The following is a 20,823-nucleotide window of genomic DNA, read 5'->3' as shown; positions in this document are numbered from 1 at the left end:
CACTGGCGGGCGAGACGACTGACCAAAGAGAGATAACAATGACTTTACCGAAAGCGCTGGGCCACCTCCGCGTGCTGGACCTGAGCCGCGTGCTGGCCGGCCCCTGGTGTTCGCAAAACCTGGCCGACCTGGGCGCCGACGTGATCAAGATCGAACGCCCCGGCAACGGCGACGACACCCGCGCCTGGGGCCCGCCCTACGCCAAAGACGCCGACGGCAACGACACCACCGAAGCCGCCTATTACCTGGCCGCCAACCGCGGCAAGCGCTCGGTGACGATCGACATCGCCAGCGTTGACGGCCAGGCCCTGCTGCGCGAACTGGTGGTCCACTGCGACGTGGTGCTGGAAAACTACAAGGTCGGCCAGCTGAAACGCTACGGCCTCGATTACGAGTCGCTCAAGGCCATCAAGCCCGATATCGTCTATTGCTCGGTGACCGGTTTCGGCCAGGATGGCCCGTACGCCCACCGCGCCGGCTATGATTTCCTGATCCAGGGCATGGGCGGCCTGATGTCGGTGACCGGCGAACGCGACGACCTGCCCGGCGGCGGCCCGCAAAAAGCCGGCGTGGCGCTGACCGACCTGATGACCGGCATGTATGCCACCATCGCCATCATGGCGGCGCTGACCCACCGCGACCGCAGCGGCGAAGGCCAGTACATCGACATGGCGCTGCTCGACGTGCAGGTGGCCATGCTGGCCAATATGGGCAGCAACTACCTCAACAGCGGCAAGCCCCCCAAGCGCTGGGGCAATGCGCATCCGAACATCGTGCCTTATCAGACCTTTGCCTGTTCCGATGGCTACATCATCGTCGCCACCGGCAACGACGGCCAGTACCAGAAATTCGTCGAGGTGGGCGGCCGCGCCGACCTGGCCTTGCACGAGCGCTACGCCACCAATCCGCTGCGCGTCAAGCACCGCGAGGAACTGGTGCCGCTGCTGGCCGAGATGGTGTTGCGCCAGTCGCGCGCGTTCTGGATCGACCAGCTCGAAGCAGTGGGCGTGCCCTGCGGCCCGATCAACAACCTCGACGACGTGTACAGCAACCCGCAAGTGCTGGCGCGCGGCATCGTCACCGAAGTGCCGCACCCCACCGCCGGCACCGTCAAGCTGGTACGCAATCCGATGCGCCTGTCGGCCTCGCCGGCGGACAATGCCGTGGCGCCGCCGCTGCTGGGCCAGCATACCGAGGACATCGTGCGCGACTTGCTGGGCCACAGCGACGCCGAGATAGCCGCGCTGCGCGCCAAGGGTGTGCTTTAAGGCCGACTACTGCAAATCCCGCTTCAACTCCTGGATCTGGCTGACCATGTGGCTGACCGCGCCGCGGATCTGGGCCGACAGCTGCGGCAGGTTGGTGCACACGCGGCGGGCGCGTTCGGCAGAGGTGGTCATGTCGGCGAGCAATTTGCGGATGCGGGCCGGGTCACCTGTTTGCAGGATGTCGCGCGCGGTGTCGCCCAGGCGGTCCACGCGCTGGATGCTGTCGCGCAGTTCGCTGGGGAGTTGAGGTTCGGCCGAGCTGGCCTCGGCGGCCTGGCCGATCGCTTGTTCGAGCAGATGGAAACGGCGTTGGATATTGTCGCTGCGGTCGTTGTTGCGCTCATTGTTGGGCTGCATGGTGTCACTCCCGAAAGAAGAGGGAACGAACAGCGCTCCCATCTTGATTCGACACCGGCTGCGGCCGACAGATTCCGTATTATTTATTGACGTGGATCAGAGCGCTTCTGCGCCATCTCATTTCTCGGCAGCGCCCAGCGGCGCCAGGCTGCGCAGGCGCAGCGCCACCAGCAAGCCCAGGCCCAGCGAGGCGCCCAGCACCATCACCACGCCCGGCCAGCCGCTGCGCTCCCACATCACACCGGTGGCCGAACCCACCACGCTCGAACCGAGGTAGTAGAAGAACAGATACAACGCCGAAGCGAGCGCCTTGTTGGACAGTGCGCGCCGCCCCACCCAGCTGCTGGCCACCGAGTGCGTGGCGAAAAAGCCGTAGGTAAACAGCGCCACGCCGGCAATGATCAGCGGCAGCCAGTTCGACAGCGTGAGCAGCAACCCGGTCAGCATCAGCGCCATCACCGCCCACAACACGTGGCGACGGCCGAACCGGTCGGCCAGCTTGCCGGCCCACACCGAGCTGTAAATGCCCAGCAGATACAGGAACGACACCATGCCCACCAGGCTCTGGCTCAGGCCGAACGGCGCACCGAGCAGGCGGTAAGCAATGTAGTTGTACAGGCTGACAAATGCGCCCATCAGCAGGAAGGCCAGCGCAAACATCCACGGCAGGCCGGCGTCGCTCAGGTGCAGCTTGAAGCCGGCCGGCAAGGTACGCCAGCCGCCGTTCGAGGGCGCGAAGTGGCGCGACGCCGGCAGGCTGCGCCAGAACTCCCACGCCGCCAGGATGCCGGCCACGCCGACGATACCGACCGCCAGCCGCCACGAAAAATGGTCGCTCAATACCGACGTGATCCCCCGGCCCGCCATGCCGCCAAAGGCGCTGCCGCTGATGTACAAGCCCATCGACAGGCCCAGCGACGTCGGCTCGATTTCCTCGCCCAGGTAGGCCATGGCAATCGCCGGCATGCCGCCGAGGGCCACGCCCAGCAGGGCGCGCATGGCCAGCAGCTGGTGGTAGTTGTGGGCGAATGCGCACAGCACCGTCATCACGGCGGCGATCGCCATGGCAGCCACCATCAACGGTTTGCGGCCGAGCCGCTCGGAAATCGCGCTCGAGACCACCAGCGACACGGCCAGCGCGGCGGTCGAGATCGACAATGCGAGACTGCTTTGCGCCGCGCTCAGCGCGAACTCGTGCGACAGCAAGGGCATCAACGGCTGCACGCAGTACAGCAGCGCAAAGCACGAAAAGCCGCCGAAGAACATGGCGCGGTTGCTGCGCTTGAAGTCGGCGGTGCCAGCGGCGATGCGCGGCGCCGGCTTGGGCTGCGAAGGCAATGGCGACGTGATGGTGGCGGTGGCTGCGGTGGACATGGCAAGCAATCTGAAGCGAAGGCGATAAACCATCTTAGGATTGCACGATACGACTGTCCAATATATATTTAAGTCGTTAGTCATACTTTAAAAAGATAACAGCCATGGAATTGCGCCATCTCCGCTACTTCGTTGCCGTCGCCGAAGAGCTCAGTTTTACCCGCGCCGCCGAGCGCCTGCACATCGGCCAGCCGCCGCTCAGTCACCAGATCCAGATGCTGGAAGCCGAAGTGGGCGCGCAACTGCTCGAACGCAGCAAGCGCTGGGTGCGGCTGACGGAAGCGGGCAAGCTGTTTCTCGACGATGCCCGGCGCGTGCTGGCGTTGTCGGAGCAGGCGAAGCAGACGGCGCGCCGGGCCGAACGCGGTGAGGCCGGCGAACTGCGCGTCGGCTTTACCTTTTCCACGCCGTTGACGCCGTTGTTCGCCACCGTGATCAACCGCTACCGCCAGCGCTATCCTGGCGTAACGTTGACCCTGCACGAGCAGTCCACCTTCGAGCAGCTCGACGCGATTGTCGACCGCCGGCTCGACCTGGGCCTGGTGCGGCCACCCGAGCAGGCGCTGCCCGATGGCGTGGAGTTGACCGTGCTGCGGCGCGATCCGCTGGTACTGGTGTTGCCGGTCGAACACCCGCTGGCGCACAAGCAGGCGATTGCGATCAGCGACCTCAAGGGGTTACCGCTGGTGATGTTCCCGAAGACGGCCGGCACCGGCATCCACCCGCAGATTTTCCGCTTATGCAAGGAGGCGGGGTTTGTGCCGAACATCGCGGTGGAGGCGGCGGAAGGCTCGACCATCATCGGCCTGGTGGCGGCCGGCAGCGGCATTTCGGTGTTACCGAGTTCGTTCGAGATTATCCGCCTGGGCGGCGTGTGTTACCGGCCACTGGCCGATCCCGAGGCCAATACGGCGCTGCTGCTGGCGCGGCGCACGGACGAGATTTCGCCGCTGGTGGCGGGGTTCGTGGCGGTGGCCGAGGAAGTGGCTGTCGAGACTGCGGGCTGAGGGGCCGAATTGGATTCCCGGCTGCGCGGCGGTCCGCCGATGCGGAATCACGATTATTGTTAGACGTAACTCCGTCATTCCCGCGCAGGCGGGAATCCAATTGCTTTACGAATAATCGGCATCGAGCTCCGAGCCCGCATAATTCTCCAGTTCCGCAAACAAGGTCTTCATCGCGGTACGGCCACGAATATGTTGCAGCACCGTGCACGTCTCGCGGTAACTGGCGATACGGTCGAGCAGCACCGGGTGGTGTTGCACCGGCACGGCTGCCACCAGCGCAGCCCAGCCTTCTTCGAAGTCGGGCTTGTTCTTGCGCACCGATTTGACGAAGCGCTCGAACTCCTTCTGGCCGGTCCGCGCGATCACCCTGCCCCCGCCTTCCACCGCGAAAATGATCGCCAGCGCGATCACGCCCTCGGCATTCAAGTCGGTATCGGCCACCGGGCCTTCGCTGTGGTGGCGGCGCAGCCAGTTGGCCAGGCGCACGATGGCCTGCACTTCCTTGCGCTGCTTGAGCATTACCACGTAGCGGTCGCTGCCGTTCCAGTTCTGATTGGGATCGGTCTGGCACAGGTCGACGAACAGGTCGCGCAGCCGACGCGCCGCGTACACCGGGTCGGTATCGTATTCGCCGACCAGGGAATCTTCGGGCAAGGCCGACAGCTCCTTGATCAGGCGGAAACCGATCTGGAACGCGTGCTCGGCGCCCTCCTCGATCAACAGATCGAGGGCGTCGAGATCGGGATCGTCGCTGCCCTCGTCCGCTTCCGGCAACGCATGGTCAAGCCCCAGCGACACCGCGCCCACCGTCAGCTGCAAGGCCTTCTGGATGCCGTCGGCGGTGCGGTCGTTGGTGAACTTTTCGGCCACCATGGCGGTGATGCCGGTCAGTTCGTCGGCCAGCGTGTAGGCGGCGTCAGGGTCAAGGTCGAGATCGGACTCGGTGGCCAGTTTCTGGATCGCGCGCGTTAAGCGCGGCAGGTTTTCTTTGACGATTGCTGGCAGCATGGGTCAGCGTTCCATCACGAGAAAATGCCGGTGCCGACACTGCGGCGCGACGTCTTGACCACGCGCGTGGACGGCACTTGCTTGCGCAGGCGGTACAGCAGTTCCTTGGTCGAGCGTTGCAGGAAGTTCTGCTCTTCGTCCGGGTCGTCGTTGAACTCGGCGTCGGCCAGGTCGGCGCTGTGGCGGAACTCCGGGAACAGCTCGAACAAGGCGCGGTCCCAGCCGTCTTCCGACGCCTGCGCCAGCGCGATCGCCAGCGGTACCACGTCGTTGTCGGACGAGGTCTGTCCGGTCAGGTACGGGCCCTTGGCGATGATCTCGCCAGCGACTTCGAGGATTTCCTTGGGCGCCATCGAGAACAGGATCGCGAACATGGTGGCGCCATGGTCGGGCGCCGATGCGGCCGCCAGCAGTTCGTTGCGGCGCTCTTCGTCGTCGGTGGCAAACACCACGCCGTGGACGTGGGCGAACAGCGACTCGGCGATGCGCTCGGGATCGTCCTCGATCTGGTCGTCGGGCCAGGTGGCGGCGATAAAGGCCAGGCTGTCGGCCCAGGCCTTGGGCGGCACCAGCAACGTGGCCAGCGACATCTTGCCGCCGTCGAAACCGGCCATGTGCAAGGCAGTCACTTGCGGCGGGATGCTGGACAGCACTTCCACCACGGCCAGGTCGCCGTACTGGTCGGCGGCGTCGGCAAAGGCCTGCTCGGCATGGCCCAGCGAGCCGGCCAGCACCAGTTCGGTCACTTGCTTGCTCAGCGCGGGCAGATTGCGGGTTTGGTCGGACATATCAATCTCCATCCTTGTCGAACATTTGCGCAAAATCGTCGGTCGCGTTGTCTTCGTCTTCGATATCGTCGCCATCGTCGTTGGCCGACAGTTGCTCGAGCGACTGGTCGTCGTCGTCCCACTTGCGCGGATTTTTAAACAGGAAGGCGGTGATGATGGCCTGGCGCGCCAGGTCGGGCATATTTTCCTGCAAGGCGGCGTACATGCGGCCAGCCGCCTCGCCCTTGCACGACGCCATGGCGAACACGCGCGTGGCGTCGCCGAACTCGTAATCGCCCGCTTCGGCCAGCAGGCCTTTCGGGTCCGAGAACTCGAGCGCATCGACCAGCGCAAAAGCCAGCATGTTGACATCCTCGATGCCGCCGCCAGTGGCGTACTCGTCCACCAGGGCATCGATCATGCGCTGGTAGTTCTTGCGGTCGGGCGGGTCGCCCAGGATGCCGTCGATCTGGCCTTCGAGCTCACGCGACTGGTAGGCGAACTCCGGGTGTACTTTTCTCATGTTCTTGCTTTCGTTATGATGTGATGCGGTCAGGCGGCTGGCAACGTCGTGCCATGCAGGCTGAACAGGGAGCGCCACAGCTGGTAAGCCTCGGCCTCGGCATCGATGATGATGCGGTGATTCACGCTCTGGTTGTATTCTTCGCGCTTGACCGGGTCCGACAGGATTTCATAGGCCTTGGTGATGGCCTTGAAGCGCGCCTCGGCGCCGGGCGCCTGGTTACGGTCCGGGTGAAAACGCATCGCCAGCGAACGATAAATCTTCTTGATCTCGTCCTCGGTGGCGTTCGGCGCGATTCCCAGCGTGTTGTAGTGATTTTCCATTTGGGAAACTCCGAAACAATGTGATGAACCAAAGGCGAATTATACCTGTCGCGCCCTGCCCGCTCCCGGCTTGCTCATGGCTGCACTCGCGACCGGTCGCCGCAATGCAGCATTTCCCCTCGGCGCGCCCGGGGGATACGGTAAAATGGCCTTTACACGAACTTCTTCAAGTCAATCTTCCAGATGAGCAACGATAAAAAAAGCCCGACGCCAGAACCGACCTCGAACTTCCTGCGTGCGATCATCGACCACGACCAGGCAGCCGGCACCTATGCGCGCGACGACCTGCCCACCGTGATCACCCGCTTTCCGCCGGAACCCAATGGCTACCTGCACGTGGGCCACGCCAAGTCGATTTGCCTCAATTTCGGCCTGGCGCGCGACTACCAGGGCCGCTGCCACCTGCGCTTCGACGACACCAACCCGGCCAAGGAAGAGCAGGAGTACGTCGACACCATCATCGACAGCGTGAAATGGCTGGGCTTCAACTACGATTACCCCAAGGCCGACGGCACCGTGGAACACCACCTGCACTACGCCTCGGACTACTTCGACCAGTTGTACGCGATGGCCGAGTACCTGATCGAGCAGGGTTACGCTTACGTGGACAGCCAGTCGGCAGACGATATGGCGGCCAATCGCGGCAATTTCAATACGCCCGGCAAGGATTCGCCGTTCCGCAACCGCCCGGTGGCCGAATCGCTGCAAATCTTCCGCGACATGAAAGCCGGCAAGTACGCTGACGGCGAGCACATCCTGCGCGCCAAGGTCAGCGAAGACGCCATGTCGTCGCCGAACATGAACCTGCGCGACCCGGCGCTGTACCGCATCCGCCACGCCCACCACGTGCGCACTGGCGACGCCTGGTGCATCTACCCGATGTACGACTACACCCACCCGATTTCGGACGCGCTGGAAAACATCACCCATTCGCTGTGCACGCTGGAGTTCCAGGACCACCGGCCGTTCTACGACTGGGTGCTGGCTACCCTCTCGAAAGGGGGTTTCTTCAAGCTGCCGGTGCCGCACCAGTACGAATTCTCACGCCTCAACCTCACCTACGTGGTGATGAGCAAGCGCAAGCTGCGGCAACTGGTCGAAGACGGCATTGTCAATGGCTGGGACGACCCGCGCATGCCCACCATCGTCGGCCTGCGCCGCCGTGGTTACACGCCCGAAGCGATCCAGCTGTTCTGCGAACGCATCGGCGTGACCAAGGCCGACAGCTGGATCGACATGAGCACGCTCGAAGGCTGCCTGCGCGAAGACCTCGATCCGAAGGCGCCGCGCGCCACTGCCGTGCTGCGTCCGCTCAAGCTGATCATCGACAACTACCCTGAAGGCCTGAGCGAAGAATGCACGTCGCCGGTCCATCCGCACCACCCGGAAATGGGCGTGCGCACCTTCCCGATCACGCGCGAGTTGTGGATCGAGGAAGAAGACTTCATGGAAGTGCCGAGCAAGGGCTATTTCCGCTACTCGCCGCCGAGCGACGACAAGCCGGGCAGCCGGGTACGCCTGCGCCACGGCTATGTGACCGAATGCACCGGTTTTGACAAGGACGAGAACGGCAAAGTGGTGGCGGTGCACGTCAACTATTTCCCGGACTCCAAGTCGGGCACGCCCGGCTCGGACAACTACAAGGTCAAGGGCAATATTCACTGGGTATCAAGCGCCACCGCCCTGCCAGCCGAAGTGCGTTTGTTCGAGCGCCTGTTCAACGACCCGCACCCGGATGCCGGCGGCAAGGACTTCACGCAATTGCTGAACCCGAACGCGCTGGAAACGATTACCGCCTACCTGGAGCCGGGCATGAGCGCGGCCTTGCCGGACCAGCGCTACCAGTTCGAACGTCACGGTTATTTTGTTGCCGATCGCGTCGACTCGCAGCCAGGCAAGCCGGTGTTCAACCGCATCGTCACGCTCAAGGACAGTTTCGTCGCCAAGTAAATAGCGCTCGCTGCCAGGGGCCGGCGCCTCCTGCGGGGAGCGCCGGCCTCTTTTTACTTGACTTGCATAACAGATATTTTCTATAGTCAACACTCGTGAAAAATTAGCTATATTCTGCGGACCTGCGAGACCTCTGAAAGGCAGTGGCAATGGTGGGATTTCTCGCGCAACGGCAATGGTTTTCCCCGTCGAAACCGGTGTGGTGGGCGGGCATCCTGCTCTCGCTGGCTGTGGGTGCATTGTGCTACGTGGCCGCCGACCACGCGGTCGAATACGACGGCAAAGCTCGCTTCATGCACCAGGCGCGCAATGCCCAGTACCACATCAGCGCGCATATCGATTCGTATACCAACGTGTTGCGCGCCACCGCCAGTTTTTTTGACGCCAGCGACAACATCACCCCCGCCGATTTCCACCGTTTCGTGAGCGGGCTGCAATTACCGCAGCACTACCCTGCTCTTGACGGCATCAACTATTGCCCCTACCTCACCGATGCCGGTCGCGACACCTTCGAGCAGGCCGCCCGCCACAGCGGCGACGGCAGGGCGGACGGCTATCCCGCTTTCGAGATCCGTCCGCGCGACCGTCGGCCCGATTATTCGGTGATTACGATGATCGAGCCAATCGCCAGGTTCCGCGACCGGGTCGGCCTGAATATCGCCGCCCGCCCGGCCGTGGCCGAGTCGCTGGCGCGTGCGCGCGATACCGGCGAAGTGAGCACGTCGGGCCAGTTGATTGAAATGAATAGCCTGGGCCAGGGCGGCGGCGGCATGGCGCTGCGGCTGGCCCTGTACCGGCACGGCGCGCCGCGCGAGACGGTCGAGCAGCGCCGCGCCAATTTCATTGGCTCGGTGGGCATCGGCTTCAGCGTGCCACGGCTGGTGCAACTGGCCATGGAGCAGATGCAGGTGCGCGATGTGCGGCTGCGCCTGTACGACGGCGGCAGCGCCAGCGCGCCAATGGCGCGCAACACGCTGCTGTTCGACAGCCAGCCGCTGGGCAAGAATGAGCGGCCCTCGCAACTGTACTCGGTGGTGCTGCCGCTCGACTTCCATGGCCGCCAATGGCACACCCTGTTCAGTGCGCCCAAGCGGGCCTGGTCCAGTCGCTTCGACCTGTTTTTGCCCTGGCTGGCCATGGCCACCGGCTTCATCGGCACGCTGATGTTTTACCTGCTGTTCCACACGCTGTCGTCGTCGCGCCTGCGCGCCATTGCGATGGCCAAGGAAATGACCAGCGAATTGCGCGACAGCCAGGCCAGGCTGCAGCAATCGCACCACAAGCTGCGCCGCCTGGCCGCCCACGCCGACCAGATCAAGGAGCAGGAACGCAAGCGCATCGCGCGGGAAATCCACGACGACCTCGGGCAAAACTTGCTGGTGCTGCGCATCGAGGCCGACCTGCTGGCCACCCGCACCCGCCACCGCCATCCGCGCCTGCACGCGCGCGCGGTGGGCACGCTGCACCAGATCGACAGCACCATCAAGAGCGTACGCCACATCATCAACGACTTGCGGCCCACCGTGCTGGACCTGGGACTGAACCCGGCAGTCGAATGGCAGATCGCCCAGTTCCGCACCCGTTCGGGCATGATGTGCGAGTTCATCGAGCACCAGCAGGAGATCCGCGTCGATGACCGCTGCGCCACCGCCATCTTCCGCATTTTGCAGGAATCGCTCAGCAATATCGCCCAGCATGCGCGTGCCAGCCTGGTGCGGGTAGAGCTGGCCGAAGTGGACGATATGCTGACCATGACCATCACCGACAATGGCGTTGGCCTGCGCGCCAACAGCCGCAACAAGGTCGGGTCGTTCGGCCTGGTCGGCATCGAGGAGCGCATCACCTTGCTGGGCGGCACCTGCGCCATCCAAGGCGGCCCCAACGGTGGCACCATGGTCTCCATCTCGGTTCCGCTCGGACATGGCGCGCCGGTCATGGACCCCGCCATGGAAAAATCTCACGCCGCTAGGAACTTCCTTACGAATATTGATAAAAATCAATAAGTATTACTTAGGCAAGAGCAAACTCGACGTGTTGTCCATTTTCCTCAACCTGAGCAAAGGAACGTCATGAATGCCATCGCCGCGCTGGACCTGGAACCGATCAAAGTCAAACTCATGCACAAGGAGTCCGGCGAAGGCTGGACCCTCGAACGCGCCAATGCAGTCGAGCTCGAATACCGCCGCTTCCTGAGCCTGATGAAGAAATTCCCGGACGAGCAAACCTCGCCGCTGGTCGATGTCGATACCTTCTGGCACTACCACATTCTCGATACGATGAAGTATGCGGCCGACTGCCAGGCAGTGTTCGGCTATTTCCTGCACCACTTCCCCTACATCGGCATGCGCGGCGAGGAAGATGCCGCCACCCTGGTGCGCATCGGCAATCGCATGAAAGAATTGTATGAAGCGGAATTCGGCGTCGCCTACGGCAGTGCCGCCGCCGCAGCTGGCGCGGCGTATTGCGGCAGCGCGACCGTCCAGGCGAACCAGAACGCCTACTGCGGCTCGGCCACGGCGGCGTACTGCGGCTCGGCAACTGCGGCGTACTGCGGCAGCGCCACGGTCAAGGCCGGGGCCTACGCGTATTGCGGCTCCACGACGGCAGCTTATTGCGGCAGTGCAATCTCGCCACAGGTTTCGCCGCTGTACACGGAACGGCCACGCCTGAGCTGACATCTGCCAAATAAAGTGGCATACTCGGGCTTCAACCGATGTTGGGAGCCCATCATGGCCGTCAATTCTGTCGCCAGCAGCAACGTTAACATCCAGACCACGCCACCACCGCGCCAGGCGGAACCGGTAGCGCGCCAGCCCGAACCAGCGGCCCAGCCGCCGCAGCAACAGCAGCAACCGCCACCGCAGCCCATGGTCAACACCAGCGGCCAGCGCTTAGGCAGCATGATCAACACCACTGCATAAATGCTTCTCTAGTCAGCAAAACGGCGCGTCCCCGCAAGGGTGACGCGCCGTTTTACTGGAAGGCGTTCAACTTAGTTCGCCATCATTTCACGCAGTTCGCGGATGCTGAAATCGCTGATTTCGTGCATGCGGATCAGGATGGTTGCGCCAATCGGCAGCGTGTTGTGGCGGATCTTGCTGATCACCGGCGGCGCCACTTCCAGCGCGCGTGACAGGGCTGCATCATTTTTCAGTTGCAGTTTTTCAATGATCGCATCGAGGACGCGGTTCGGGTTGTAGGTCGGGGAGGAGGTGATTTCTTTAATGGACATGATATTTAGCAGGTTCGGGGTCGCCCGTTGGAATAAAGCGACACATTGACTAATAAAATTATCGGTGCAGTTAGAGAAATCATGCGCTCATGATAGCCACCGATATCGCTACGTACACATCTTTGTTATACGACGGATAAGTGAAAAACCACTCTCCGTGACAATGTGTGAGATTCTAACCCGATTTCTTGTGCTAGAACAAAAAAGAATTGTAAAAAAAGGTATAGAAGCCGGTAATGTTAACCTGCGGCTCCTGTAATTGCAAAAATGCAACGCGACTTTACAAAAATTTACAACGCCGCCAGCATAGCCGCCACCGTCGGGTGACGCAGCCGCACCCCCAGCTCGTGCTTGATGCGGCCATTGTCGAGCCGACGCGATTCGGACATGAACGACAGCAGCGCCGGCGTCACCACTTCCTGCAACTGCGCGCGCGGCAGCCGTGGCGGCCGTGCCAGCCCCAGCGCATCGGCCACGGCGTCGAAGTAATCGGCCATTTTCATGTTGCTGTCATCCACCGCATGGTAGAGGCGATTCGGCTTGCCGTGGCGCAGCGCGCGGACAATGATGGCGGCCAGGTCGTCAGCATGGATGTGGTTGGTAAATACATCGTGTGCGGGGATCAGGGCCGGGGTGCCCTGCTCCAGGCGTTTGCGTGGCAGCCGCTCGGCGCCATAAATGCCGGGCACGCGCAAGATCGCCAGTGTGGAGTCGCTGCGCACCGCCCAGCGCCGCAATACCTGCTCGGCATCGACGCGGCGCCTGGCGCGGGGATTGCGCGGCGCCACCGGCCGGGTTTCGTCGAACAGGGCGCCGCCGCAATCGCCATACACGCCGGTAGTGCTCACATAAACGACTCGGGCGTGCTCGGGTAAAATGGCGGTCAGGTTGCGCGTGCGCCGGTCCAGCGGCCCTTCGCCCTGCGGCGGCGCCAGGTGCACGATGGTCGGCGCCAGGCCAGCGAGGCGGCGCAGGCTGGCCGGCTGGTCGAGGTCGGCCACGATGGGCACGGCGCCCAGCGCCCGCAATTCGGCGCAGCGCTCGGGACTGCTGGTGGTGGCAAATACGCGATAGTGGCCGCGCAACAGCGGCAGCAGGCGTTTGCCGACGTCGCCGCAGCCCACGATGAGCAGGCGCGGCAGGTTGAGTTTCGAGCGAATAGGGTAATGAGGGTTTTTCATCTGAAGGATTGTATGACGTTTCAAATTACTGTACAGCCTAGCGGCCACCAATTCCCGTGCGACGAGGATGAAACCATCCTCGCAGCCGCCATCCGCGCCGGCGTGGGACTGCCCTACGGTTGCAAAAACGGCGCTTGCAGCTCGTGCAAGGGCAAGGTCATCGAAGGCGCCGTCACCCACAAGGCGCACCAGGAACGGGCCCTGAGCCTGGACGAGGAAGCGGCCGGCTTCGCACTGTTCTGTTGCGCCACCACCGCCGCCGACCTGGTGATCGAGGCGCGCGAAGTGGCCGGCAGCGCCGAATACCCGATCCGCAAGATGCCGTCGCGCGTCTCCTCGCTCGAAAAAGTCGCGCCGGACGTCATCGTGATGACCTTGCAACTGCCAGCGAACGAGACGCTCAAGTTCCGCGCCGGCCAGTACGTCGAATTCCTGCTGCGCGACGGCAAACGCCGCAGCTACAGCATCGCCACCGCGCCGGGACAGGACCTGCCGCTCACGCTGCACATCCGCCACCTGCCCGGCGGCCTGTTTACCGACCAGGTATTTACCACCATGAAGGAGCGCGACATCCTGCGCTTCGAAGGCCCGATGGGCACGTTCTTCGTGCGCGACGACAGCGACAAGCCGATGGTGCTGCTGGCCTCCGGCACCGGCTTTGCACCGATCAAGGCCATCGTCGAACACCTGCGCGCCGAGAATTCTTCCCGCCCGATGACCCTGTACTGGGGCGGACGCCGCCCGCAAGACCTGTACATGGACGCGCTGTGCCGCCAGTGGAAAGCGATCCTGCCCAACTTCACCTACGTGCCGGTAGTCTCGAACGCCCTGCCCGAAGACAACTGGTCCGGGCGTACCGGCTTCGTGCACCAGGCCGTGGTCAACGACCTGCCCGACCTGTCGGGTCACCAGGTGTATGCCTGCGGCGCACCGTTGATGGTCGAGGCGGCGCTGCGCGACTTCGTGGCCCGGTGCGGCCTGCCGGAGCAGGAGTTCTACGCCGACGCCTTCACCACCGAAGCCGATCTGCACCAACCGGGTTTGATCAAATAATCGTCATCGCATCGACCAGCAGGGCCGGGGATGCAGAGTCCCAGGGCTCTGCTCCCTGAAAGCCTTCATGTCCGCCAGTCCCACAGTCTCCAACGGTTTCAGCGTCCTGCGTCACCGCAACTTCACCTTTTACCTGTTTGCCCGCACCCTCGGCACCCTGGCCGTGCAAATGCAGAACGTCGCCATCGGCTGGCAAGTCTATTCGATGACCGGCAACCTGTTCGACCTGGGCCTGATCGGTCTGGCGCAGTTTGCGCCGTTCCTGCTCTTGATCCTGATCGCCGGCCACGCGGCCGACCGCTACAACCGCCGCAACCTGATCGCCGGCGCGCTGGCCGCGCAACTGCTGTGCGGCCTGTCGCTGCTGGCCTTTACCTACGCGGGCCTGACGCAAGTGTGGCCGGTGTTCGCGGTGCTGGTGCTGTTCGGCAGCGCGCGCGCCTTCATGGGGCCGGCCACGCAGGCGATCCTGGTCAACCTGGTGCCGCCCGAGAGCTTCGGCAAGGCGGTGGCGCTCAGTTCTTCCAGCATGCACGTGGCCGTGATCATGGGCCCTACCCTGGGTGGCCTGTTCTACCTGGCCGGTCCGAAAACGGTTTATATGGTTTCGTCGAGCATGCTGGTGGTCTCGGTGATCCTGATGTGCCTGGTCAAGTCGGTCAAGCAGCCGAGCAACCGTGAACCGGCCACCTGGCACACGGTGCTCGAAGGCCTGCGCTTCGTGCGTTCGCGCCCGGTGGTGCTGGGCGCGATTTCGCTCGACCTGTTCGCGGTGCTGTTCGGCGGCGCCACCGCGCTGCTGCCGGCGCTGGCGCACGACGTGCTGCACGTGGGGCCGCAGGGCCTGGGCATGCTGCGCTCCGCGCCCGGCATCGGCGCCGCGCTGTGTTCGATCGGGCTGGCCTTCTTCCCGATCACGCGCCGGGTGGGGGCCTGGATGTTCGGCGGCGTGGCGATCTTCGGCCTGGGCACGCTGGTGCTGGGCGCCACCTCGACCTTCATCGTCGCGCTGGTCGCGCTGTTCCTGATGGGCATGGGCGACATGGTCAGCGTGTACGTGCGCCACCTGCTGGTGCAGTACGAAACCCCGGACCACATCCGTGGCCGCGTGAGCGCGGTCAACTCGGTGTTCATCGGCGCCTCCAACGAACTCGGTGAATTCGAATCGGGCGTGACCGCCGGCTGGATGGGACTGACGCGCGCAGTGCTGTTCGGCGGCGCCGCCACGCTGGTGGTGACCGGCCTGTGGGCTTACCTGTTCCCGGTGCTCTCGCGCATGGACCGCTTCCCGCACGACCAGAAGAAGGTGACCCCGTGAGCTGGCGCCCGACCATACCGCGCATCATCCACAGCCGTCCGCACCTGAGCCTGTCGGTGGCGGTCGGCGCGCTGGTATGGCCGTTCCTGCCCGAGGGCTGGCACTGGCTCACGCGCCTGCTCACGGCGTGGGACGTGACGGTGTGGCTGTACCTGTTGACGATGGGGTCGATGATGGTGCGCGCCGACCACCACGACATCCGCCGCGCCGCCTGCCGCCAGGACGAAAAAGGCCCGGTGATCCTGGCCACGCTGTCGGTGGCGATCATGATTTCGCTCGCGGCCATCGTGCTGCAACTGGCGTCGCTGAAAGACCATCCCGCCGACCTGCCGCTGCAATACGCGTTCGTGGTGCTGACCGTGATCGGCTCGTGGCTGATGGTGGGCGTGATGTTCTGCTCGCACTATGCCCACCTGTACTACACCAGCAAGGACAGCGAGCCGCTGCTGGGCTTTCCGGATCGCAACCTGCAACCGCACTACTGGGACTTTTTGTATTTCTCGTTCACGATCTCGGTGGCGGTGCAGACCTCGGACGTGACCGTGCGCAGCCGGCGCATGCGCAAGGTGGTGCTGGGCCAGTCGGTGCTGTGCTTCTTCTACAACCTGGCCATCCTTGGGCTGTCGATCAACATTGCAGCGTCGCTCATCAACTGAGCTTATAAACCGATGAGTATGGTTGTTATCGAAGGTGGGGTATTTAACGCGAACCTAAGGATAAAAGGAGTAATATGATTTCGCAGACAAACAAAAAGACAGGAGCAATCGTATGCAAATCAATGTTAATTCCGATAAGACCGTCGCCGTTCATGCAGGCCTTCATGACCATGTACGCACCGTCGTCAGCGATTCACTCCACCGGTTCGGCGAACAGATCACCAGCGTCGAAGTACACCTCAGCGACAACCTGGGCCAGAAGTCGGCCGACGGCGACAACCGCTGCCTGATGGAAGCCCGCATTACCGGCTACAAGCCGATTGCCGTCAGCGACCATAGCGCCACCTTGCACCAGGCCATCGGCGGGGCTTCTGCCAAGCTCAAGCGCGCGATCGACAGCGCCCTGGGCCGTCTGCAAGACAAGGACAAGCACCACTCCGCCAAGGATGCCGTGCCGGTCGAAGACGACGTCGAAGAAGACGTGAAGTAACCCTCGCTTTACCCAGCGCAGGCAGCGGCCCGGCATTACTCCCGGGCCAGTTGCCGCAAGTACTTCAGCCCCGCCAGCGCGCGACTGCCATACCACGACAACATTTCCCCATCGACCAGCAGTACCGGCTTGCCGATCTGCTGCTCGAGCGCATGCACATGCGCCTCGGTGAACCGGTACGGTTCGCTCGACAACAACACGCCATCGATACCATTGACCAGCTCTGGCGACCAGCGGAACTGCGGATAGCGCACGTCGCCCAGGCTTGGTACCTGCCAGCCGATTTCGGCCAGCATGCGGGCGATATAAGTGTCGGGCGAAATCGTCATCCACGGGTCTTGCCAGATCACGTACAACATCGTTTGCGGCGGGCCTTTCGGGCTGGCCTGCAGCGCCGCGTATTCGGCTTCGAACTCGGCGCACCAGCGTGCGGCTGCCTCATCGCGGCCAAACACGCCGCCGAGCAGGCGCGCCAGCGCCAGGTTGTCTTGCGGCCCGAGCGGATGGGTGACAATGATGTTGGGAACAAACTCGGCCAGCAGGTCGGCCGTCTCTTCCTCGTTCTCGTCGATATTGACCACCAGGTGGGTGGGTGCGAGCGCGCGGATCTTCTCGATATTGACGTCCTTGGTGCCACCCACCTTGGGGATATCGCGCACCAGTTCGGCTGGATGGATGCAAAAGCCGGTGCGGCCGACCAGTTGCGGCGCCAGGCCGAGGTCGCACAGCAGCTCGGTAATCGAGGGCACCAGCGAGACGATGCGGGCGTCGGGGTCGGCCTGGTGCTGCGTGCCGATAGCGTCGGTAAAGGTGAGTGTCATGCCCGACAGACTACATCATGCAACCGAGCGCTGTGTAAAATTTACACCAGTTTCATTACCCGGCGTGACCGCGTATAGGCGTTTGGGCTATCATGAGAAATGCCTGCCAGCACTCATCGCTGCGCCATTGAAAGAACCACCTTGAAACAGATCAGCACCTTCGGCAGCGCCGGCTACCAGCCCGGCGATTTGCAGCTCCTGCGCGACGCCAACGACGACGCCGCCGTCGCCAGGCTGCTGGCCAACTGCCCCGTCATGCGCCTGGAAGCCGGCAAGGCGGTAGTCGAATCGAACCAGGCCCAGTTGTACATCGTGCTGCGCGGCGTGCTGGCCGTGGAAACCGACAGCAACACCGGCATGGCAGATGGCAACGGCAGCGTCAGCAAGGTGCTGCCGGGCGAAAGCGTGGGCGAGCAATCGGTGCTGGACGAAGAAGCCAACCTGTCGCGCATCACTGCGCTCGAAGACAGCGACATACTGGTGATCGAAGCGGACCTGGTGTGGAAACTGATCGACCAGTCCAACGTGGTGGCGCGCAACCTGTTGCGGCTGCTGTCGTTCCGCATCCGCGCCGCCAATGCCCAGTTGCGCACGCGCCAGAAGCTCGGCGAGTTCTACCGCCGGCTGTCGATGAACGACGGCCTGACCGGGCTGTACAACCGCGCCTGGCTGAACGACCTGCTGCCCAGGCTGGCCGCGACTGCGCACAGCTCGGGTGCGCCGCTGGCACTGATCATGATCGACCTCGACCACTTCAAACGCTTCAACGACACCCACGGCCACCTGGCCGGCGACCAGGCCCTGCGCACCGCCGCGCAAGTGCTGAGCGGCGCGCTGCGGCCGTCCGACTTCGCGGTGCGCTATGGCGGCGAAGAAATGATGGTGCTGCTGCCGGACACCAACGGCAAGCTGGCGGTAGCCGTGGCCGAACGGCTGTGCGAACGCATGCAGCAGGCGGTGGTGTTTGCCGATATGCGCCAGCCGCTGCCACACGTCACCGCCTCGTTCGGCGTGGCCACGCTGCAACCGCAGCAAAGCGAGCAAGACCTGATCGCCAGGGCCGACGCCGCGCTCTACCGCGCCAAGGAACTGGGCCGCAACCGCGTGGTCCAGGAAGACCTTACGGGCTAGACGGCTGGCGGATCGATGGTGAAGCGGCCGGCGCCATCGTCCGGCGCCTTGGGCGTGATGGTGACGGCAGCGCTGGCGTTGCCGGTAGCCGTGGCCAGGGCGCTGGCAGCATTTTCTGCCGGCGGCGGCGCCTTTTGCGCGGCGATGAAATCGGCAAAGCCCTGCTGGATCAGGTCATAGGTCTTGTCGGTGTTCGTGGACAGGTCGCCATCGAGCACCTTGAAGCCGTCGAGAATGCTGCGCGCTTCCTTGAACCCCTGCTCCACGCCCTTCTTGATGGTCTCCATGAAGTTGTTGAGCGAGGTCTCGTCGTCCTGGCCCGGGTTTTGCCGCTTGTACGCTTCGTAAAACCCGGTGGACAGCGATACAATGCGGTTCGCGGTGGCTTCCGGGCTATTGTCCTGCGCGGATGCATTCTGGATTGCATCCTTGCCGAAATCGGCCTCTAGCGCCTCGTTGATGCCGGTGAGCGCGGTCTTGAAGATTACCGACATCGGATCGTTGCCCGATTTGAGCGACACCGTGAGCGACGCTTCCACGATCGATGCATTAAGCTGCGCCTTGGCCTTGGCCGTCGGCGACATGTCCGCCGCTTTGTCGGTGGCGGCCGCCGTGGTGGCTTGATTGGCCTTGAGCGGGCCGCTGCTGCCGATGCTGCTGGTGGTAGTTGAAGGGATGGAGACTGGAGTAGCCATGGTAGTGCTCCTTTTTCAATGCCTGAGTACCGATTATCGGCAGTTTTACAAATAACTGTAGCCCCCCTGAATACGCCCCTTGCCCTTGCCCCTTATGACCACACAGACTTTCCTCTGGCACGACTATGAAACCTTCGGCGCCATGGCGCGCCGTGATCGCCCGGCGCAATTTGCCGCGATCCGCACCGATGCCGAGCTCAACGAGATTGGCGATCCGGTCATGCTGTATTGCCAGCCGGCCAATGATTTCTTGCCTGATCCACAATCGTGCCTGATCACCGGCATCACGCCGCAGCAGTGCCTGGAATGGGGCGTGCCCGAACACCAGTTTGCCCGCACCATCGAGCAGGCGTTTTCCGAGCCCGGCACCATCGGCGTCGGCTACAACACCATCCGCTTCGATGACGAGATCACCCGCTTCATGTTCTGGCGTAACCTGATCGATCCGTATGCGCGCGAGTGGCAAAACGGCTGCGGCCGCTGGGATTTGCTCGACGTGGTGCGCATGACCTACGCGCTGCGCCCGGAAGGCATCGAATGGCCGTTGAAGGAAGACGGCAAGCCCAGCTTTAAACTCGAGCACCTGGCCAAAGCCAACGGCTTGCTGCACGAGGCCGCGCACGATGCGCTGTCCGATGTGCGCGCCACCATCGCGCTGGCGCGCCTGATCCGCCAGCACCAGCCCAAGCTGTTCGATTTCTGCCTGGCGCTGCACAAGAAGGACCGCGTGGCCGACGAGATCGGCATGCACCTGGCGCCGCACCTGCGGTCGCCGTTCCTGCACGTGTCGGGCATGTTCCCGGCCGAGCGCGGCTGCCTGGCGCTGGTGTGGCCGCTGGCCACGCACCCGACCAACAAGAACGAAGTGATCGTCTGGGATTGCACCTACGATCCGACCGAACTGTTCTCGCTCGACGCCGACACCATCCGCACCCGCATCTTCAGCCGCACCGACGCCCTGCCCGAAGGCACCACGCGGCTGCCGGTCAAAAGCATCCACCTGAACAAGTCGCCGATGCTGGTGTCTAACCTGAAGACGCTGTCGCCAGCCATGGCGGCACGCTGGGGAATCGATCTCGACCAGAGCAAGGCCAACGCCGCGCTGGCCGCCGCCGGCCGCAACCTCGACGCCGAATGGGCGCAGGTATTCCACCGCCCGCTGGGCGAACCGCTCGACGTGGACGAGGATTTGTACAACGGCTTCATCAGCAAGGACGACCGCCGCACGCTCGACAGCCTGCGCAAGGAAAGCCCGGCGCGGCTGGCCGTGGCGTCACCGTCGTTCGGCGACGCGCGCCTGGCCGAACTGGTGTTCCGCTACCGCGCCCGCAACTATCCCGAAACCTTGTCGGAAGCTGAAATGGAACAATGGGAGCAGCACCGCGCCGGACGCTTCTACGAAGGCACCGGCGGCGCGCGGACCATCGACCAGTTCTTCGGCGAGATCGATCAGCTGCAGCAGGACGCCGACGAGCGGGCCGAACAGATCCTGGCGGATTTGTACGAGTACGCGGAAATGGTGGCGCCGGCGCATTGAGTTGCGATGGCGACCGGGGAAATCGACCTCGACCACCGGTAGTAAAACCAGCATCCCCGCGCAGGCGGGCATCCAGTTTTTGTACGCTGACGGTAACGCGTGCACATTGGATACCCGCCTGCGCGGCAGTCC

Annotated in this window: 22 protein-coding genes; 12 read left to right on the top strand and 10 right to left on the bottom strand. The window is 63.4% G+C overall.

Annotation, left to right across the window (positions count from 1 at the left end; translation table 11 throughout):
* Positions 1–38 precede the first annotated feature (38 nt).
* Positions 39–1,268, top strand: a complete 1,230-nt coding sequence (locus tag DUPY_RS20090) for a CaiB/BaiF CoA transferase family protein (RefSeq protein ID WP_070250472.1) — start codon at positions 39–41, stop codon at positions 1,266–1,268.
* 6 nt (positions 1,269–1,274) lie between these two features.
* On the opposite strand, the gene DUPY_RS20085 is transcribed toward DUPY_RS20090, so the two are convergent.
* Together DUPY_RS20085 and DUPY_RS20080 are read right to left on the bottom strand one after the other, a co-directional pair.
* Positions 1,275–1,625 carry a hypothetical protein gene (locus DUPY_RS20085; protein ID WP_070250470.1) on the bottom strand — a complete coding sequence of 117 codons (351 nt, stop codon included), beginning with the start codon at positions 1,623–1,625 and terminating at the stop codon, positions 1,275–1,277.
* A gap of 117 nt (positions 1,626–1,742) precedes the next feature.
* Positions 1,743–2,999, bottom strand: coding sequence for an MFS transporter (locus DUPY_RS20080; protein WP_070250468.1), 1,257 nt, complete (start codon positions 2,997–2,999; stop codon positions 1,743–1,745).
* A gap of 104 nt (positions 3,000–3,103) precedes the next feature.
* Here DUPY_RS20080 and DUPY_RS20075 point away from each other — a divergent pair, with 104 nt between their 5' ends.
* On the top strand, positions 3,104–4,006 hold the full coding sequence (locus DUPY_RS20075) for a LysR substrate-binding domain-containing protein (protein WP_070250466.1): 903 nt from the start codon (positions 3,104–3,106) through the stop codon (positions 4,004–4,006).
* A gap of 105 nt (positions 4,007–4,111) precedes the next feature.
* On the opposite strand, the gene DUPY_RS20070 is transcribed toward DUPY_RS20075, so the two are convergent.
* From DUPY_RS20070 to DUPY_RS20055, 4 genes are read right to left on the bottom strand one after another with little or no spacing between them, the layout of a single operon-like run.
* Positions 4,112–5,014 carry a hypothetical protein gene (locus DUPY_RS20070; protein WP_070250460.1) on the bottom strand — a complete coding sequence of 301 codons (903 nt, stop codon included), beginning with the start codon at positions 5,012–5,014 and terminating at the stop codon, positions 4,112–4,114.
* A gap of 14 nt (positions 5,015–5,028) precedes the next feature.
* Positions 5,029–5,802 (bottom strand): hypothetical protein, encoded by a 774-nt coding sequence (locus tag DUPY_RS20065; protein ID WP_070250458.1) that lies wholly within the window; start codon positions 5,800–5,802, stop codon positions 5,029–5,031.
* Between the two features lies 1 nt (position 5,803).
* A complete protein-coding gene (locus tag DUPY_RS20060) occupies positions 5,804–6,304 on the bottom strand; it encodes a hypothetical protein (RefSeq protein WP_070250456.1) in 501 nt (166 codons plus the stop codon).
* A gap of 29 nt (positions 6,305–6,333) precedes the next feature.
* On the bottom strand, positions 6,334–6,627 hold the full coding sequence (locus DUPY_RS20055) for a DnaJ domain-containing protein (protein WP_056137364.1): 294 nt from the start codon (positions 6,625–6,627) through the stop codon (positions 6,334–6,336).
* A 183-nt stretch (positions 6,628–6,810) separates the two neighbouring features.
* Here DUPY_RS20055 and DUPY_RS20050 point away from each other — a divergent pair, with 183 nt between their 5' ends.
* The 4 genes from DUPY_RS20050 to DUPY_RS20035 all read left to right on the top strand — a co-directional run bounded on the left by DUPY_RS20050 (position 6,811) and on the right by DUPY_RS20035 (position 11,498).
* Complete coding sequence (locus tag DUPY_RS20050) at positions 6,811–8,577, top strand: glutamine--tRNA ligase/YqeY domain fusion protein (protein ID WP_070250454.1); 1,767 nt, start codon at positions 6,811–6,813, stop codon at positions 8,575–8,577.
* A gap of 149 nt (positions 8,578–8,726) precedes the next feature.
* Positions 8,727–10,580: a CHASE domain-containing protein gene (locus DUPY_RS20045; RefSeq protein WP_070250452.1), complete on the top strand. Its 1,854-nt coding sequence runs from the start codon at positions 8,727–8,729 to the stop codon at positions 10,578–10,580.
* 66 nt (positions 10,581–10,646) lie between these two features.
* Positions 10,647–11,252, top strand: a complete 606-nt coding sequence (locus tag DUPY_RS20040) for a glycine-rich domain-containing protein (RefSeq protein WP_070250450.1) — start codon at positions 10,647–10,649, stop codon at positions 11,250–11,252.
* A 54-nt stretch (positions 11,253–11,306) separates the two neighbouring features.
* Positions 11,307–11,498 (top strand): hypothetical protein, encoded by a 192-nt coding sequence (locus tag DUPY_RS20035; RefSeq protein WP_070250448.1) that lies wholly within the window; start codon positions 11,307–11,309, stop codon positions 11,496–11,498.
* 71 nt (positions 11,499–11,569) lie between these two features.
* On the opposite strand, the gene DUPY_RS20030 is transcribed toward DUPY_RS20035, so the two are convergent.
* Both DUPY_RS20030 and DUPY_RS20025 read right to left on the bottom strand, forming a co-directional pair.
* Positions 11,570–11,809 (bottom strand): hypothetical protein, encoded by a 240-nt coding sequence (locus DUPY_RS20030; RefSeq protein WP_019921686.1) that lies wholly within the window; start codon positions 11,807–11,809, stop codon positions 11,570–11,572.
* A gap of 290 nt (positions 11,810–12,099) precedes the next feature.
* Complete coding sequence (locus DUPY_RS20025; RefSeq protein WP_070250446.1) at positions 12,100–12,990, bottom strand: SDR family oxidoreductase; 891 nt, start codon at positions 12,988–12,990, stop codon at positions 12,100–12,102.
* Positions 12,991–13,002: 12 nt separating this feature from the next.
* On the opposite strand from DUPY_RS20025, the gene DUPY_RS20020 reads away from it, so the two are divergent.
* The 4 genes from DUPY_RS20020 (at position 13,003) to DUPY_RS20005 (ending at position 16,507) form a co-directional block, all read left to right on the top strand.
* The gene (locus DUPY_RS20020) at positions 13,003–14,043 is read left to right on the top strand and encodes a CDP-6-deoxy-delta-3,4-glucoseen reductase (protein WP_070250445.1); all 1,041 of its coding nucleotides are present in this window, start codon (positions 13,003–13,005) and stop codon (positions 14,041–14,043) included.
* Between the two features lie 67 nt (positions 14,044–14,110).
* Positions 14,111–15,361: an MFS transporter gene (locus tag DUPY_RS20015; RefSeq protein ID WP_070250443.1), complete on the top strand. Its 1,251-nt coding sequence runs from the start codon at positions 14,111–14,113 to the stop codon at positions 15,359–15,361.
* Positions 15,358–16,017 carry a DUF1345 domain-containing protein gene (locus DUPY_RS20010; protein WP_070250439.1) on the top strand — a complete coding sequence of 220 codons (660 nt, stop codon included), beginning with the start codon at positions 15,358–15,360 and terminating at the stop codon, positions 16,015–16,017. Before DUPY_RS20015 ends, DUPY_RS20010 begins: the two co-directional genes overlap by 4 nt.
* A 112-nt stretch (positions 16,018–16,129) precedes the next feature.
* The gene (locus tag DUPY_RS20005) at positions 16,130–16,507 is read left to right on the top strand and encodes an HPF/RaiA family ribosome-associated protein (RefSeq protein WP_070250438.1); all 378 of its coding nucleotides are present in this window, start codon (positions 16,130–16,132) and stop codon (positions 16,505–16,507) included.
* 35 nt (positions 16,508–16,542) lie between these two features.
* Here the strand turns inward: DUPY_RS20005 and DUPY_RS20000 are convergent, their stop codons facing one another.
* Entirely contained in the window at positions 16,543–17,328 is a 786-nt protein-coding gene (locus tag DUPY_RS20000; protein WP_070250437.1) for a helical backbone metal receptor, read from the bottom strand.
* A gap of 141 nt (positions 17,329–17,469) precedes the next feature.
* Here DUPY_RS20000 and DUPY_RS19995 point away from each other — a divergent pair, with 141 nt between their 5' ends.
* On the top strand, positions 17,470–18,459 hold the full coding sequence (locus DUPY_RS19995) for a GGDEF domain-containing protein (protein WP_070250436.1): 990 nt from the start codon (positions 17,470–17,472) through the stop codon (positions 18,457–18,459).
* On the opposite strand, the gene DUPY_RS19990 is transcribed toward DUPY_RS19995, so the two are convergent.
* Positions 18,456–19,154, bottom strand: coding sequence for a DUF5610 domain-containing protein (locus DUPY_RS19990; protein ID WP_070250435.1), 699 nt, complete (start codon positions 19,152–19,154; stop codon positions 18,456–18,458). The two genes, DUPY_RS19995 and DUPY_RS19990, sit on opposite strands and share 4 nt — an antisense overlap.
* A gap of 94 nt (positions 19,155–19,248) precedes the next feature.
* On the opposite strand from DUPY_RS19990, the gene sbcB reads away from it, so the two are divergent.
* Positions 19,249–20,691 carry an exodeoxyribonuclease I gene (gene sbcB, locus DUPY_RS19985; protein WP_070250433.1) on the top strand — a complete coding sequence of 481 codons (1,443 nt, stop codon included), beginning with the start codon at positions 19,249–19,251 and terminating at the stop codon, positions 20,689–20,691.
* The last annotated feature ends 132 nt before the right edge of the window (positions 20,692–20,823 follow it).

The organism is Duganella phyllosphaerae, from assembly GCF_001758785.1.
Taxonomy (GTDB): domain Bacteria; phylum Pseudomonadota; class Gammaproteobacteria; order Burkholderiales; family Burkholderiaceae_D; genus Rugamonas; species Rugamonas phyllosphaerae.
The sequence above is the reverse complement of the archived record's forward strand: the minus strand, read 5'-3'. Positions and strand labels throughout refer to the sequence as shown.

Coding starts and splice junctions, on each gene's coding strand:
- DUPY_RS20080 (WP_070250468.1), bottom strand. CDS start 2,999: ATGTCCACCGCAGCCACCGCCACCATCACGTCGCCATTGCCTTCGCAG.
- DUPY_RS19990 (WP_070250435.1), bottom strand. CDS start 19,154: ATGGCTACTCCAGTCTCCATCCCTTCAACTACCACCAGCAGCATCGGC.
- DUPY_RS20055 (WP_056137364.1), bottom strand. CDS start 6,627: ATGGAAAATCACTACAACACGCTGGGAATCGCGCCGAACGCCACCGAG.
- DUPY_RS20025 (WP_070250446.1), bottom strand. CDS start 12,990: ATGAAAAACCCTCATTACCCTATTCGCTCGAAACTCAACCTGCCGCGC.
- DUPY_RS20075 (WP_070250466.1), top strand. CDS start 3,104: ATGGAATTGCGCCATCTCCGCTACTTCGTTGCCGTCGCCGAAGAGCTC.
- DUPY_RS20060 (WP_070250456.1), bottom strand. CDS start 6,304: ATGAGAAAAGTACACCCGGAGTTCGCCTACCAGTCGCGTGAGCTCGAA.
- DUPY_RS20070 (WP_070250460.1), bottom strand. CDS start 5,014: ATGCTGCCAGCAATCGTCAAAGAAAACCTGCCGCGCTTAACGCGCGCG.
- DUPY_RS20020 (WP_070250445.1), top strand. CDS start 13,003: ATGACGTTTCAAATTACTGTACAGCCTAGCGGCCACCAATTCCCGTGC.
- DUPY_RS20085 (WP_070250470.1), bottom strand. CDS start 1,625: ATGCAGCCCAACAATGAGCGCAACAACGACCGCAGCGACAATATCCAA.
- DUPY_RS20045 (WP_070250452.1), top strand. CDS start 8,727: ATGGTGGGATTTCTCGCGCAACGGCAATGGTTTTCCCCGTCGAAACCG.
- DUPY_RS20040 (WP_070250450.1), top strand. CDS start 10,647: ATGAATGCCATCGCCGCGCTGGACCTGGAACCGATCAAAGTCAAACTC.
- DUPY_RS20035 (WP_070250448.1), top strand. CDS start 11,307: ATGGCCGTCAATTCTGTCGCCAGCAGCAACGTTAACATCCAGACCACG.
- DUPY_RS20000 (WP_070250437.1), bottom strand. CDS start 17,328: ATGACACTCACCTTTACCGACGCTATCGGCACGCAGCACCAGGCCGAC.
- sbcB (WP_070250433.1), top strand. CDS start 19,249: ATGACCACACAGACTTTCCTCTGGCACGACTATGAAACCTTCGGCGCC.
- DUPY_RS20030 (WP_019921686.1), bottom strand. CDS start 11,809: ATGTCCATTAAAGAAATCACCTCCTCCCCGACCTACAACCCGAACCGC.
- DUPY_RS20015 (WP_070250443.1), top strand. CDS start 14,111: ATGTCCGCCAGTCCCACAGTCTCCAACGGTTTCAGCGTCCTGCGTCAC.
- DUPY_RS20050 (WP_070250454.1), top strand. CDS start 6,811: ATGAGCAACGATAAAAAAAGCCCGACGCCAGAACCGACCTCGAACTTC.
- DUPY_RS20090 (WP_070250472.1), top strand. CDS start 39: ATGACTTTACCGAAAGCGCTGGGCCACCTCCGCGTGCTGGACCTGAGC.
- DUPY_RS20005 (WP_070250438.1), top strand. CDS start 16,130: ATGCAAATCAATGTTAATTCCGATAAGACCGTCGCCGTTCATGCAGGC.
- DUPY_RS20065 (WP_070250458.1), bottom strand. CDS start 5,802: ATGTCCGACCAAACCCGCAATCTGCCCGCGCTGAGCAAGCAAGTGACC.